Origin of the sequence: Sphingomonas sp. NPDC019816 (assembly GCF_050274375.1) — a bacterium.
Lineage (GTDB): Bacteria > Pseudomonadota > Alphaproteobacteria > Sphingomonadales > Sphingomonadaceae > Sphingomonas.
Window position 1 is genome coordinate 21,993 of sequence record NZ_JBNNOB010000027.1, and the last position, 13,016, is coordinate 35,008.

Annotated in this window: 20 protein-coding genes and 1 tRNA gene; 9 read left to right on the top strand and 12 right to left on the bottom strand. The window is 61.7% G+C overall.

Annotation, left to right across the window (positions count from 1 at the left end; translation table 11 throughout):
- Positions 1–107: 107 nt before the first annotated feature.
- Genes yihA through rpmH form a run of 5 tightly spaced genes read right to left on the bottom strand, consistent with a single transcriptional unit; the run spans position 108 to position 3,314 of the window.
- The gene (gene yihA, locus ACQKJZ_RS06420) at positions 108–782 is read right to left on the bottom strand and encodes a ribosome biogenesis GTP-binding protein YihA/YsxC (protein WP_427730428.1); all 675 of its coding nucleotides are present in this window, start codon (positions 780–782) and stop codon (positions 108–110) included.
- The gene (gene yidC / locus ACQKJZ_RS06425) at positions 779–2,476 is read right to left on the bottom strand and encodes a membrane protein insertase YidC (RefSeq protein WP_427730429.1); all 1,698 of its coding nucleotides are present in this window, start codon (positions 2,474–2,476) and stop codon (positions 779–781) included. The genes yihA and yidC overlap by 4 nt, the downstream gene beginning before the upstream one ends.
- Before the next feature lie 18 nt (positions 2,477–2,494).
- Positions 2,495–2,707 carry a membrane protein insertion efficiency factor YidD gene (yidD, locus tag ACQKJZ_RS06430; protein ID WP_206362490.1) on the bottom strand — a complete coding sequence of 71 codons (213 nt, stop codon included), beginning with the start codon at positions 2,705–2,707 and terminating at the stop codon, positions 2,495–2,497.
- A gap of 2 nt (positions 2,708–2,709) precedes the next feature.
- Positions 2,710–3,120: a ribonuclease P protein component gene (gene rnpA, locus ACQKJZ_RS06435; RefSeq protein ID WP_427730444.1), complete on the bottom strand. Its 411-nt coding sequence runs from the start codon at positions 3,118–3,120 to the stop codon at positions 2,710–2,712.
- 59 nt (positions 3,121–3,179) lie between these two features.
- Positions 3,180–3,314 (bottom strand): 50S ribosomal protein L34, encoded by a 135-nt coding sequence (gene rpmH / locus ACQKJZ_RS06440; protein WP_007404632.1) that lies wholly within the window; start codon positions 3,312–3,314, stop codon positions 3,180–3,182.
- A gap of 197 nt (positions 3,315–3,511) precedes the next feature.
- Here rpmH and ACQKJZ_RS06445 point away from each other — a divergent pair, with 197 nt between their 5' ends.
- The 3 genes from ACQKJZ_RS06445 (at position 3,512) to ACQKJZ_RS06455 (ending at position 5,533) form a co-directional block, all read left to right on the top strand.
- The gene (locus tag ACQKJZ_RS06445; RefSeq protein WP_427730430.1) at positions 3,512–5,026 is read left to right on the top strand and encodes a YifB family Mg chelatase-like AAA ATPase; all 1,515 of its coding nucleotides are present in this window, start codon (positions 3,512–3,514) and stop codon (positions 5,024–5,026) included.
- Between the two features lie 51 nt (positions 5,027–5,077).
- Entirely contained in the window at positions 5,078–5,383 is a 306-nt protein-coding gene (locus ACQKJZ_RS06450; RefSeq protein WP_427730431.1) for a hypothetical protein, read from the top strand.
- Between the two features lie 65 nt (positions 5,384–5,448).
- Positions 5,449–5,533: transfer RNA gene (locus ACQKJZ_RS06455), tRNA-Leu, on the top strand.
- A 154-nt stretch (positions 5,534–5,687) separates the two neighbouring features.
- Here ACQKJZ_RS06455 and ACQKJZ_RS06460 read toward each other — a convergent pair.
- Both ACQKJZ_RS06460 and ACQKJZ_RS06465 read right to left on the bottom strand, forming a co-directional pair.
- The gene (locus ACQKJZ_RS06460; protein ID WP_427730432.1) at positions 5,688–5,942 is read right to left on the bottom strand and encodes a helix-turn-helix domain-containing protein; all 255 of its coding nucleotides are present in this window, start codon (positions 5,940–5,942) and stop codon (positions 5,688–5,690) included.
- 434 nt (positions 5,943–6,376) lie between these two features.
- Entirely contained in the window at positions 6,377–6,580 is a 204-nt protein-coding gene (locus ACQKJZ_RS06465) for a hypothetical protein (protein WP_427730433.1), read from the bottom strand.
- A gap of 63 nt (positions 6,581–6,643) precedes the next feature.
- Here ACQKJZ_RS06465 and ACQKJZ_RS06470 point away from each other — a divergent pair, with 63 nt between their 5' ends.
- The 4 genes from ACQKJZ_RS06470 to ACQKJZ_RS06485 all read left to right on the top strand — a co-directional run bounded on the left by ACQKJZ_RS06470 (position 6,644) and on the right by ACQKJZ_RS06485 (position 9,509).
- On the top strand, positions 6,644–7,147 hold the full coding sequence (locus ACQKJZ_RS06470) for a LuxR C-terminal-related transcriptional regulator (RefSeq protein WP_312488523.1): 504 nt from the start codon (positions 6,644–6,646) through the stop codon (positions 7,145–7,147).
- A gap of 36 nt (positions 7,148–7,183) precedes the next feature.
- The gene (locus ACQKJZ_RS06475; RefSeq protein WP_312488524.1) at positions 7,184–7,549 is read left to right on the top strand and encodes a hypothetical protein; all 366 of its coding nucleotides are present in this window, start codon (positions 7,184–7,186) and stop codon (positions 7,547–7,549) included.
- A 531-nt stretch (positions 7,550–8,080) separates the two neighbouring features.
- Positions 8,081–8,530, top strand: coding sequence for a hypothetical protein (locus ACQKJZ_RS06480; protein WP_427730434.1), 450 nt, complete (start codon positions 8,081–8,083; stop codon positions 8,528–8,530).
- A gap of 64 nt (positions 8,531–8,594) precedes the next feature.
- The gene (locus tag ACQKJZ_RS06485) at positions 8,595–9,509 is read left to right on the top strand and encodes an endonuclease/exonuclease/phosphatase family protein (protein ID WP_427730435.1); all 915 of its coding nucleotides are present in this window, start codon (positions 8,595–8,597) and stop codon (positions 9,507–9,509) included.
- 67 nt (positions 9,510–9,576) lie between these two features.
- Here the strand turns inward: ACQKJZ_RS06485 and ACQKJZ_RS06490 are convergent, their stop codons facing one another.
- Positions 9,577–9,831, bottom strand: a complete 255-nt coding sequence (locus ACQKJZ_RS06490) for a hypothetical protein (protein ID WP_261269787.1) — start codon at positions 9,829–9,831, stop codon at positions 9,577–9,579.
- A gap of 85 nt (positions 9,832–9,916) precedes the next feature.
- Here ACQKJZ_RS06490 and ACQKJZ_RS06495 point away from each other — a divergent pair, with 85 nt between their 5' ends.
- A complete protein-coding gene (locus ACQKJZ_RS06495) occupies positions 9,917–10,240 on the top strand; it encodes a hypothetical protein (protein ID WP_427730436.1) in 324 nt (107 codons plus the stop codon).
- Between the two features lie 109 nt (positions 10,241–10,349).
- Positions 10,350–10,652, top strand: coding sequence for a hypothetical protein (locus tag ACQKJZ_RS06500; RefSeq protein ID WP_427730437.1), 303 nt, complete (start codon positions 10,350–10,352; stop codon positions 10,650–10,652).
- A 462-nt stretch (positions 10,653–11,114) separates the two neighbouring features.
- On the opposite strand, the gene ACQKJZ_RS06505 is transcribed toward ACQKJZ_RS06500, so the two are convergent.
- The 4 genes from ACQKJZ_RS06505 to ACQKJZ_RS06520 are packed head-to-tail and all read right to left on the bottom strand — an operon-like array spanning position 11,115 to position 12,896.
- Positions 11,115–11,297 (bottom strand): DUF2158 domain-containing protein, encoded by a 183-nt coding sequence (locus ACQKJZ_RS06505; protein WP_427730438.1) that lies wholly within the window; start codon positions 11,295–11,297, stop codon positions 11,115–11,117.
- A gap of 38 nt (positions 11,298–11,335) precedes the next feature.
- The gene (locus ACQKJZ_RS06510) at positions 11,336–11,884 is read right to left on the bottom strand and encodes a hypothetical protein (RefSeq protein WP_427730439.1); all 549 of its coding nucleotides are present in this window, start codon (positions 11,882–11,884) and stop codon (positions 11,336–11,338) included.
- A gap of 18 nt (positions 11,885–11,902) precedes the next feature.
- Complete coding sequence (locus tag ACQKJZ_RS06515) at positions 11,903–12,226, bottom strand: hypothetical protein (RefSeq protein WP_427730440.1); 324 nt, start codon at positions 12,224–12,226, stop codon at positions 11,903–11,905.
- Entirely contained in the window at positions 12,219–12,896 is a 678-nt protein-coding gene (locus ACQKJZ_RS06520; RefSeq protein ID WP_427730441.1) for a hypothetical protein, read from the bottom strand. Before ACQKJZ_RS06520 ends, ACQKJZ_RS06515 begins: the two co-directional genes overlap by 8 nt.
- Positions 12,897–13,016 lie beyond the last annotated feature (120 nt).

The window sequence follows — 13,016 nt, forward strand, 5'->3', positions numbered from 1 at the left end:
CCGGCGGCGTGCCGAAGGTTCCTGCCCGCGAACCACGATGGTAAATTTGTTCGCAAGGCCAGGCGGGCTCGAGGCGGTTCGTACGATACCGCCCCGAGCCCCGCGAATCAGCCGATGGCTTCCAGCACCGCCGCGCGCAGTTCGGCGATGCCCATGCCGCCCTCGCTGGAGGTGGCGAGAATGTCGGGATGGGCGGCGGCACGCTTGCGCGCTTCCACCCCGGTGCGGGCGACGACGTCGGCGAGTTCGGTCGCCTTCACCTTGTCCGCCTTGGTCAGGACGATGCGATAGCTGACCGCCGCGCGGTCGAGCATCTCCAGGATTTCGCGATCGACTTCCTTGATGCCGTGGCGTGAGTCGATCAGCACCAGTGCGCGCTTCAAGGCTTGGCGCCCGCGCAGAAAGTCGTTCACCAGGAAGCGCCACTGCTTGACCATGTCCTTGGGCGCCTTGGCAAAGCCATAGCCCGGCATGTCGACCAGCCGCAGCGTGGGCGGGGTGCCCACGTCGAAGAAGTTCAACTCCTGCGTGCGGCCCGGCGTATTCGACGTGCGCGCCAGACCGTTGCGGTTGGTCAGCGCGTTGAGCAGCGAGGATTTGCCGACGTTCGAGCGCCCGGCGACCGCGACTTCCGGTACGATCGGATCGGGCAGGAATTTCAGCGTAGGCGCGGACTTCAGGAAGGTGACGGGTCCGGCAAACAGCTTGCGCGCCGACTCGACCAGCTCCTCCGAAAAGCCGGCAGGCTCCTCGGAGGGGGCGGGGGTGGGAAGCTCGCTCACTTGGCCGCCGGCTGCTTCAGGCCCGGATGGCGGGCGTAGAGCAGGCGCTGCTGGAGGATCGAGATGCAATTAGTCGTGATCCAGTAGACCTGCAGGCCGACCGCGAACGGTGCCATCACGAACATCAGCACCCAGGGCAGGACCGCGAAGACCTGCTTCTGCGCATCGTCCATCGGCTGCGGGTTCATCTTGAACTGGAAGTACATCGAGATGCCCAGCAGGATCGGCACGACGCCGATCGCGATGAAGTGCGGCGGGGTGAAGGGCAGCAGGCCGAACAGGTTGACCGGGGTCAGCGGATCGGGCGCCGAGAGGTCCTTGATCCAGGCGACGAACGGCTGATGCCGCATCTCGATCGTCAGCATCAGCACCTTGTAGAGCGCATAGAAGATCGGGATCTGGATCAGTGTGGGCAGACAGCCCGCCAGCGGATTGACCTTCTCCTGCTTGTAGAGGGCCATGACCTCCTGCTGCATGCGGACCTTGTCGTCCTTGTACCGCTCCTGCAGCGCCTTCATCTTGGGCTGCACCGCGCGCATCGCGGCCATCGAGGCGAACTGGCGCTGCGCGATCGGGAACATCAGCGCGCGGATGGTGACGGTCAGCAGGATGATCGCGACGCCGAAATTGCCCACCAGACGGAACAGCCAATCGAGATAATAGAAGATCGGCTTTTCGAGGACGCGCAGATACCCCCAGTCGAGCGCGTAATCGAGCTTCGTCGCGCCTTCCTTGTCGGTATAGCGGTCGAGCAGCGCGACTTCCTTGGCGCCCGCGAAGAAGCGGGTGGTCTGGGTCAGCTGTTTGCCCGGCGCCAGCGGCTGCGGCCGAAGGGTATAGTCGGCCTGATAGGTCTCGTTCGCACCGGCGCGGAACTGGCCGTCGAATGCCTTGGCCTGATCGGGAATCAGCGACGCAAGCCAATATTTGTCGGTAAAGCCCAGCCAGCCGCCCGTGGTGGTGAAACGGGTGGGGGCCTTGTCCAGATCCTTCCAGTTCGGGCCGTAATTGGCCGAGCCGTTATTGACCGACATCGGGCCGACATGGATCGTCCAGCTGTCGGGATCGGCCGAGATGCCGCGATTGACATAGCCATAGGCCGCGACCGGCACGGCGGCGTTGCCGCCGTTCGCCACCGTCTGTTGGACGGTGAACATATAATCCTTGTCCACCGACATGACGATCTGGAACCGCTGTCCGGTAGCGTTGGTGGCCGACAGCGTGACCGGCTGGCCGGGGCGCAGCACGGGCGCGCTGGCGGTCCAGACGGTGTCGGCGGCGGGCGGGTTCAGCCCGTCGGTGCGCCAGCCGAAGCCCGCGAAATAGGCACCCGGCGCGCCGGCGGGCGACAACAGGCGGATCGGCGGCGAATCCTTGGCGACCGTTTCCTTATAGTCGAGCAGGACGAGGTCATCGATCCGCGCGCCCTTCAGGTTGATCGAGCCCTTCAGGCGCGGCGTATCGATCGCCACGCGTGGCGATTCCGCCAGCACGACCCGGCGATCGCGAATCGCGGCGGGGGTGTCGGCGGTCGGATCGGCCTCGGGCTTGGGCAGCGGGACCTGCTTGCCGTCGACGATCTTCGTCGCGGGCGGATTGCTCGGGAAGAACTTGTTCTGGATGAGCGGCCATCCGAACAGGATCAGCGCCGCGATCACCGCGAACACGACGAAATTCTTGCGGTCTTGGTTCACGTGGAAACCCCGTTAGTGTCAGGGGACCGGGTCGGGTCCGTGCCCGCCCCAGGGATGGCACCGCGCGATGCGCTTGAGCGCCAACCAGCCCCCTTTGACCGCGCCATAGCGGGCAATGGCCTGTATTGCATAGGCCGAACAGGACGGTTGATAGCGGCACGTGGGCGGCAAAATGAGCGAGGGGCCGAGTTGCCAGCCCCGCGCGATCAAAATCAAGGCCCGCGCGAACAGGGTCACGCGGGTTCTTGAGTCGATGTTGCGCCTTGGGTCGCGGCCGTGTTCGCGGGCTGGCGATGCGCGCCGCCACGGGGGCCGCGCCCCTTGCCACGACCATGATGCACGCGCGGTTCGCGTGGACGGTCATGGCCGCCGGTATCGGGCAAGGCGGCGCGGGTCAGCGCCTTGGCCAGCTCGGCGGTGAGCGCCTGATAGTCGCGCTCGATCCCGCCCTGCCGGCCGATCAGGACATGGTCCGCGCCGGCGATGCCCTTGGTCGGCAACAGATCGCGCGCGAGCGCTCGCATCCGGCGTTTCATCCGGTTGCGAACGACCGCGTTGCCGATCTTCTTGGTGACGGTGAAGCCGACCCGAATGGCGGCGTCGCCGTCATCACGCGGGCGAACCTGCAGCACGAAGCCGGGCATCGCCACGCGTCGCCCGCCATTGGCCGCGAGGAAATCGCGGCGGCGGGTCAGCGTCGTGATTACGCCGACAGCTTCTTGCGACCGCGCGCGCGACGCGCCCGGATCACCGCACGGCCGCCGGGCGTCGCCATCCGCGCACGGAAACCGTGACGGCGAGCGCGCACCAGATTGCTCGGCTGAAAGGTCCGCTTCATCGTTCATTCCTTGGATACGTCTGAATAAAAACGGCCGCCACGAGGACGGCCTTGGTGGCAAGCCGCTTACGCAAAGCGGGCTTTCAAGTCAATCGCCTGTTCACGGTTGGTGCCCACCCATCTTCCCCTTGCGGTCGGGTCGCTTCCTTTGCAGGGAGAACGGGCGGGCAGGGGAGAGCCCGCGCAGGGGGTATTCTATGGCGACGATCGTGTCCACGGTGGCCTATCTGGGGCTGGAGGCGCGCGCCGTCGAGGTGCAGGTGCAGCTGATCGCCGGACTGCCCGCCTTCAATCTGGTCGGATTGGCGGACAAGGCGGTGGGCGAGAGCCGCGAGCGGGTGCGCGCCGCCATCGCGGCGATGGGCCTGGCGCTGCCCCCCAAACGCATCGCGGTGAACCTGTCGCCCGCCGACCTGCCCAAGGAGGGATCGCATTTCGACCTGCCCATCGCGCTCGCCCTGCTGGCGGCGATGGGGGTGATCGACGCCGAACTGCTCGCCGATCATGTCGTGGTCGGCGAACTGGCGCTCGACGGGCGGATCGGGTCATCGCCCGGCGTTCTCCTGGCGGCGATCCATGCCGGTTCCATCGACAAGGGCCTGATCTGTCCCGCCGCGCAAGGGGCGGAGGCGAGCTGGGCCGGGGGCGGATCGGTGGTCGCCGCGCCCGACCTGTTGTCGCTCATCAACCACCTGAAGGGCCATTCGATACTGCCGCCGCCCGATGCCGGCATCGTCGAGACGGGGGCGGGCGGACCGGATCTCTCCCAAGTGAAGGGGCAGGAAAATGCCCGCCGCGCGCTGGAGATCGCGGCGGCCGGATCGCATAATCTGCTGATGAGCGGTCCACCGGGGTCAGGCAAGTCGCTGATGGCCGCGTGCCTGCCCGGCATCCTGCCGCCACTCGATGCGGCCGAGGCGCTCGAGGTGTCGATGGTGCAATCGGTCGCCGGGACGCTCGCGGGCGGGCGGCTGACGCGGACCCGCCCTTTTCGCGCGCCGCATCACTCGGCGTCGATGGCCGCGCTGACCGGGGGTGGGCTGAAGGCGCGGCCGGGTGAGGTAAGCCTGGCGCATATGGGGGTGTTGTTCCTCGACGAGCTTCCCGAATTCCAACGCGCGGTGCTCGATTCGCTGCGCCAGCCGCTGGAGACCGGTACGGTCAGCATCGCACGCGCCAACGCGCACGTCACCTTTCCGGCGCGGGTCCAGCTGGTCGCCGCGATGAACCCGTGCCGCTGCGGGCATCTGGGCGATGCCGCGCTCGCCTGTGCGCGGGCACCGCGCTGTGCCGCGGATTATCAGGCGAAGATTTCCGGGCCTTTGCTCGACAGGATCGACCTGTCGGTCGAGGTGCAGCCGGTGCGTGCGGTCGATCTGTTCGCGCCGGCCGCCGCCGAATCCTCCGCCATCGTCGCCGAACGCGTCGCCGCCGCGCGGGCCCGCCAGACCGACCGCTACCGCGACGCACCCGTGACGATCCGCACCAATGCCGAGGCGGACGGCGCACTCCTCGACAGGCATGCCACGCCCGACGCCGCCGGCCGCACGCTGCTGATCGAGGCGGCCGAGCGGATGCGCCTGACCGCGCGCGGCTATACCCGGGTGCTTCGCGTCGCACGGACCATCGCCGATCTGGCGGGGGCGGAGCAGGTCGGTCGCCTCCACATCGCCGAGGCCTTGAGCTACCGCCAGCGACCGCCGACGAATTAGGGCGATAATCGAGGCGCTTAACACCGGCCCGCCAACATGCGAGGATGGGCCATGATCACGCCTCCGAAGCGACCCCGGCGCTGGATCGGCGCCGTCATGCTGATGCTGCTCGTACCGCCCGTGTCGTGGCTTGCGATCCTGTGGTCGAATCCGGCCCGGTCGGGCTTGCCGTCACCGGGGTTGGCCTATGGGCTGGCGGCGCTGGTGACCATGCCGGGTCTTATCGGTCTGGTCCTGCTCGATCTGCGGGGGTGGGTAAAAGCTCTGATCCTGCCATTCTATCTGGCGGCGATGGCGATGATGTTGCTGGTGACGCTCGGCCTTTCGGCTTGTCTGCCGATGGGGGCGTGTCGTTGATCGACCGGATATCACAATCGGCGCTTGCACAGGCCACCGCCCTCGTCTAGCAGCGCCTCTTCGCTGCCCCTGTGGCGAAATTGGTAGACGCATTCGACTCAAAATCGAACGCCGCAAGGCATGCTGGTTCGAGTCCGGCCAGGGGCACCACTAATAGTCACTTAATAGACTGAGTTTGCTGGTTTTTTGTGCTTTCGGGCGCCGCTTGCTCCCTCTGCTGTTCCCACATTTGATTAAGACTACAGCCGATTGATGGCGAACAGTGCCGGTCAAACGACCTTGCCTGACAGTCTCTCACGCCAGGTCAAAGGTCGAGGTCTATTTGCTCCGGGCGGATGTATGGCGGCACCACGACATAGCCCTCCGCTGCCAAGCGCTGCAGCGACTCCATGTGCACCAGCCGTCGTCGGCCGATTTTGACGGTGGTGATCTGACCGGCCGCGACGAGTTCATAGAAGCGCGTGCGCCCTATCCCGATTAACGTGAGAGCCTCCCTGACCGTAACGGTGAGAGGAAGCATCCGAGTGAGGGCCTCAATCGGCCCTAGAGTGTCCTTCATGTACCAGACTCCTAGCAGGGAGGCTGGTGGGCTCTTCGTCGGGCGTACTATCTCACTGGCGGCCACTAGGAGCAATGGTCTCGCGAAGACCATACGCCATCACGATATGACGCACATAAGTGTTTGTTTATTCGTGTATTTTTGCGCGTAACACAATGTGGGACAAAGTGTAACACAGTGTGACACGTACGGCGAAAGAGCTAGTACGTTGATTTTAAAGGTAAATGCGAGCCGAAGGCTTGCGTTCGGTGTGTATGTAACCCGAACCACCATACGAGCTTTGCAGCATCAGCAGGCCTCGGCGATCAGAATTTGATTCGCCTATTCGGTTGGCATTTGCCGTCGATAGGCGGGCAGAACAAAACCTCGATGCCCGTCTTCACGGACGGAGCGAAGAGCTGCAGTCGAGCCTCATGGCCACTCCCATGGCGCGGTCAGTTATCGATCTGATCCGATGCTTCGACAGATGGGCGGTCGTCATAACCGCTTCCATGGCCATCGACCTCCGACAGGCGCACCAATGCGCCATCAAGACAGATGCCGACGTCGAGGAGATTGCAACGATCTGCGATGGCCAAAGCCTCAGAGACCAATCGCCTGATCCTCTGAGTGTCGGGCGTATGATCGGTTTTGCGCATGCCGGTTGCCCAAGCGCAATTGAGGGGAGTGGCACAAGTTGATTATCGGTTAACAGGTCGGGAATGGATCGAAAGTCGACCGAATCGCTGAGCCCACGTCAGCTCGAATGCCTGCGCCACGTGTGGGAGCGGCGCATTTCGAAAGAGATCGCCCGGGAACTCGGCATCTCCAAGACGACGGTCGATGGCTACATTGCTGAAGCCGTGCAAGCTTTGGGCGCGAAAGACAGGCGAGAAGCCGCCGCAATGGTATTTTTAGAATGCCCCCCTGATCGGATCGGGGGTGATCCGGCACGGGTGGATGGGTCGGTCCATTTTGGTGAGGTTGGCGAGCCAGAAACGGAGCCGGAACCTGCCCAGTCTGTATCGCGAATTGTTCATGGACTGGGGTTGCCGCTCGCAACAGGGGGCCAGAAACGAAATGATTTATCGGCCTTAGCGACCGTCTTCTGGATCTTCGCACTTGCCGTAGCGGCAGTGGCGGCGCTGGCTTTGTCCATATCCATGGGCGTTGGGCTTGCGAATTGCCTCTGGCCAATCTGGCAACTTTTACCAGGAAACAATTAGCTGAAGGCGGTTTCTCCGCCTTTGGTGGAGAAAACCATGCGCCAAGAACGCCTTGCTGCAGCTCATGCGATCGCCAACGAGCTGATTCCGCACGAACAGGAAATTGATGCTGCGATCATCCGGAATGCCAAGCTAACGATGGCCATGATTGATGGTCGCCGCCGCGCGAAGGCGCCCCTTACCATCGCTCAGAGGAGTCTTGAAAACGTCGCTCTTGCGAACGTCCGCCTGATCGAGGCTCGCAGTCTAATCCATGAAGCGCATTACGGGCTCAAGGAAGCCCAATACGAAATTGGTCTAGGGGCTGTGTCCTACGGGGATTATGGCGATACGCCCCCAGCTCCGCCGCCGCCCACCCCGAACGGCTATCTTAAGCCCCATCCGCTCGCGGTTGACGCCTGACACCGATCGGAGGACTTAGCGCGTGAGGGAGCGCGCTAAGTCTTATGAGCACATTGGTAATATTCATAACAGGTCTTGCGCTATGTTCAGCCTATGTCTGGGCTCGGGGCGGTGCAGCCGAAAAAGCTGCGATGACGCTCCAAGTCTGCGCATTCGTGGTCGGCCTCGCTTTACCGCGATTACCGGCTCTCTACGCACGCACTACGGTGTCTTGGGGGTTTTTTACCGTAGATCTGATTTTGCTAGCTGCCTTGGCTGCTCTAGCGATCGCATCCCGTCGTTACTGGCCGATTTGGTTAGCGGCGTTGCAGGCAGCGACCGTTGTCGCTCATACGGCAAAAGCGCTGTACCCCGAGATGTTGCCTATCGGCTATGGCTTCCAAATCCGTTTTTGGGGGTACGGAATGCTGCTGCTAACCGCCGTCGGTACTTGGCGGCACGTCCGCCGCGAGCGTCTGATCGGACACGATGTCTCTTGGAAATGGGACGCCTCCAGCGGGTAACTGCCTTTCGCCAATTCGAGGCGGCGTGATGTCTGGTATAGACGCGCTTCTGGCGACTCAGGTTGCCGAACTTCACAAGGTCACGGCCGCGCTACTCCTCGAACTGAGAATGATTCGGACAGGGCGTCACGCCGTGCATGACGTTGAACACGAGTCAGTTATAGCCCGCAAACTGTACGCTGAGAGGCGTCGTCGCGACAAACATTTCGATCATTGCGGGGTCATTTTCGGGGAGCCCGCCTGGGACATCCTTCTCGACCTTTTTATCGCATATGAGGATGGGAAGTCGCAGTCGGTCAGTGCAACTTGCATTGGCGCCTGCGTGCCTCAGACGACAGGATTGCGCTGGATCGCGATGCTGGAGCGTGAGGGGCTGGTCCATTCGTGGCATGGCGAGCGAGACGGCCGCTACCGGATGCTTGGCCTAACACCTGCTGGTGTGGAAACGATGGTTCGCTACTTGCGGGACTGCCGTTGATGCCCGTGCAATCTAGGCGACGAGGCGGATTGTGCCCCGGCAGGCGTCTTGGCACACATCAGGCATGACCATCCGCTCAGTTCTTCTCGCATCGCTCCTTGCCGGTCTGGCGTCCTGTACTGCCCCCCAAGCCGTTCCACGGCAGGACGTGGCGGATCACCTTGCTGTCCGCCCACTCAAGGTCGCGTCTTGGAACTTGGAATTTTTGGCGGAGAGGAACGGTACAGGGTGCGAGCCGCGAACCGATGTCGATTATGCGGCCATGCGCCGGATCGTGGACACGCTCGATGCTGACGTGATCGCTTTCCAAGAGGCGGAGAACGAAGCGGCGGCGGCGCGTGTGTTCGACCCGAGCCGCTACACGATCGTGATGGAAAAGCGTCACGGGGTTGCGTCAGGCAGTTGCGGCGGCAAGCAGCCGGGACAGCAGTTTATCCGCCAAGCCGTTGGATTCGCGATCAGGAAGGGGGTTCCGTTTGACCGCAACCCGGACGTCACGACGCTACAACTGGGCAACCCCCAGCTCCGTTCGGGAGTCGATATTCGTGTGCGGGCGCCGGGGCACCAGCCCACGCGGTTGTTGGCGGTCCATCTGAAGTCGGGCTGCTTTCAAGGTGACCGCGCTCAGGCCTGCGGTGTTTTGCAACAGCAGGTGCCGGTGCTCGAACAATGGATTGACGCTGCAGCCGCTGGCCCTGATCGGTTCATCGTCCTGGGGGACTGGAACCGTCGCCTAGCCGAGGCTGGCGATGCAGTTTGGACCGAATTGGACGACGGCAATCCCGCCAACGCCGATTTGCGGCTGGCTGATGAAGGTGTGACACCACAGTGCGACCCCCGGTATCGCTCGTTCATCGATCACATCGTCTTTGATCGTCGGGCGGCGGGACAGTCGAGTGGATTTGCCGAGATGACCTATGCGCCTGGGCAAAAGCATCTGTCGGATCACTGTCCGGTCAGCGCGCTTGTATCGGGTTGAATTAACGTAGCCTCTCCATCGCCATAACTGACGACGTCGGGAGGTGGTGAATGGCTAGTTCTGGTGGTTAGCTGCCGTTGTGCCAGCGGCTGATGATCGCGTTGATCGCGGCGCGGCTACCAAAGCCAACAACGGCGGCAACCGCCAGTGCGGCGGCGACAAGCAGCCAATCAAGATCGTGGCGGCAGGGCGCTTCGGGAACGCAGTCACCCAGCGCGCTCAATAGAATCACGCACCCAAGCAGTGGCAAACCAACCAGCGCCGCTATCCCGCAACCCCATTTGCCTCCCGGTGTGCCACCGGAGCGATAACCGTCAGCCATCCGTATAGACTAGCAATGATGGGTTTGTCCGCAACTGGGCGATAGCAGACGTTGCACTGCGTACTAGGCTGCGTACTCTGTGGGCGTGGAAGAAGACGAGCTACGCAGCCGCTTGGGCGGTATACTGAGCATTGAAGGCCGAACGCCAACTGATTGGCTCAAAGTGGAGCGGCTGGCAGCAGAGCTGCAACGAGAGCTGCCGATCGACGCGACGCCAGAAGCAGTGCATCGCGACCTTGACGATGCTGACATTCGTGCTCGCGACGAGGCCTACGGGGAGCGTCAGAGGCAGGAGGTGCGCCGGTATGTCGATCACGGCGAGTACGATGACGGTATTGCCGTTCCTTGGTGGGGATGTGCCCTGGTCTTCTTCGGTGGCGCAGGCCTCGCAAAATGGTTGCTATCGTAACCGTGCGAACGTCCGCGATTGGGCGTCAGTCGCCATTCCACTTGAGCTGCTCAACGTCAGTGGCTTCGCCCCCCATGTGACGCACGAACGCCTGGTGTAGATCGTCCAGATGGCTCTGCCACTTTGCACGATCATCGTCGGGATCGACTCCATCGGCTGCGAAAAGCCAACGGGCAAATTGATCGGCAGTGACTTCTCCGCTCTCGGGCAGGAAGTCGGTGACATGCAGTGGCTGGCCATCAACTACCGAGCCGCACCAGCCCTTCTCTACACAGACTTCATGCAAGAGCGCTTCGAGCGCGGTTCGATCGGTCATGAAATGAGCATAGCAGCGTTCGTTCGCTATGTCCGCAACTGGGCGTTCTTTGCCATGACGCCATCAGGATACGCCCAACCTCTGGTATGCGTGTGACATAGATAATAGCCTCCAGCCGCCCGAATCACGGGCAGGAGAAGACCAATGCGCTCGCTTGCCGTTATCGCATCCGCTCTTTCGCTCATCACCGTTGCTACGCCATCGATCGCAGCGCCATGCCGCGACGCGAAGGGCAAATTTGTGAAGTGTCCTGAGGCGGCCGCACCGAAGGCCACGCGCTGCAAGGCTGCGAATGGGAAGTTCGCCAAGTGCGGAACGCCTGGTGCGAAGCCGATCAAGTAATCCGCCGATCAGCAAGTGGCGCAGCGTTCTGGACTGGGTTCAGATCTGCGCCCTTGCGCTGGTGATGGGCTTGCCGGTGCTTATCGCGATTGCCGGATACGTCAGGCGCACTATCCGGCTCCTACCGATAGCTATGCTCAACTAAATGAGTCGCGAAGGCTAATCCTGGTTCGCGCAATGTATCAAAATACTTATGCGCGCTGAAATAGGAATCGCCTATTCTTCGCTTTCAAGATCAAGAACTACATGGCGGAACTCGCGCCATTCGAACTTGCATTCCGAATCGTTCCACCATTCGCAAACTACCCCTTCTGCGCTGATGCTCGAAACAGTCATAATGGGGCTCCCCGATCGGAGCGACACCAAGTCTCCAGGTTTAAAAGTGACAGCTTCGGTCATCCATCCCTCCAGTCATCCGAGTCGTATCTGCATACCAACTAAATTCGCGCAGGATCAAGTTGGTAGTCTTGAATGCGGAGGCGATCATTCACCTTGAGTTTAATCTCGCCAACGTAAGTACGGGCCTTTTTCAAAGCTGCGATGCGATCAGCGGGAAGGTTAGCTGTATCGAATGTTTCTAGGGCGGCGACCACCAAGTCCCAAGACGTCTCAAGCCCGTGCTGCGTACCATACGCAGCTTCCGCCCAGTCATCTCCTGCGCAATGGGCTGATGCTGCTGCGTCACCCAGCTCTACTGCCAGCTTGTCGTGTGCCTGCGAAACTGCCTGCTGGATTACACCAGCAGCAGCGGTATTGCCATTGGCGGCGCTCACCTGGGCCACCAACGCGTCAACCGCGTCGACAAGGCCTTCCATGGCGGCATCAATTTTCCCGCGAATCCGCGTCCACTGAGCCGATTGATATTGTTCTTCGCGTAATGTTTTCGCGATCCGCCCCGATCGCAAGAAATTAAACAGATTCCAGCCGAGGCTAACCACAGTGCCGGTGGCGGTTAGCCCCCATGTAACGAGCTGGACAGTTGTCATTCCGGTGCTAGGCAGCGCTCAGAGGGTCGAAAGGTCCCGATTTGTCAGGATGCTGTTAAGGCCGCGGTCGAACTGTCGCTTGATGAGGTCGCTACAATTCAACGTGAAGCGTCGAAAAAAGCCTTCTCGACTCGATCCTGCCTTTTGAACGCTGGTCGCCAGAAGCCCTTGAATGAAGGAAGGGCTAATAGCGTAGATGTGATCGGGTACGCGAATCTCGATCGCAACGGGCTGCTGGTCCAGCTGATCAAGGCCGAAAGCCTCACGCGCCGCAACACCGCGGTCATGCCCGCTCAAGTTGTGCACCTTCCCACCTTCAGTGAGAACGTCGAGATCAATCATCGGCCTGTCCATCATGCGAGCCTTCCGGAACGAATAATCCCGGATCAAGTGTGAACGCTACGCTAACGAGCGTCCCGGCAAAATGTGCCGGTAGATCAAACGCCACGTCTGCGTCAGGAGGATATTGGGGGTCATTAGCCGCATTACACCACTGCACCCGACGATTCTTCCCATCTCGTTGTCCTACGAGAATCGGATGGCGAAGTCGAATGCAAGATTTGCCAGAAACGATTGTGACCGCGACGTCCGCGTTCGGATCCGGCACGCCGGCTAAACCACCGATCAGCTCCAACGTGTCCTGAAGGCCGGTCCCACCTCTGTTTCCGTCATTGGCGCTATGCGACGACGTAACCCCATCTTGAAGGGCGGCGATCGTGACGAGGGTATCTCGCGACCGACCACATTTCGAATGGCCACGCGCATAGCCTTCGCAATATGCCCGCATTCGATCAGGTGCGGTCGTAATCGTCTCAGCGATCGATCGTCCCACACTCAGAAAGGCGAGATGGCAACGCATCGCGCTCTGTTCTCCTGGCGCCTTCATCATAAAGGCTGCCATCGTCCAGTCGCCGTCCCCCCCCACAACGCTATGCCTCTCCGCGTTGTCGAGAATTTCACCCACCATGTTCGCGATGTTTGATTTACCGTCCTGGGTCAGCTCCCATTCCACTCCATCCGGTACGTTGGAGGCATTGTGGACTTGCCCCGGAAAAGTGGAGAGTTCCCTTGAGGTGAAAGGCGAACTCGATGACGAAGCAGCGACGTTTCACGAAGGAATTCGAGGAGGAAG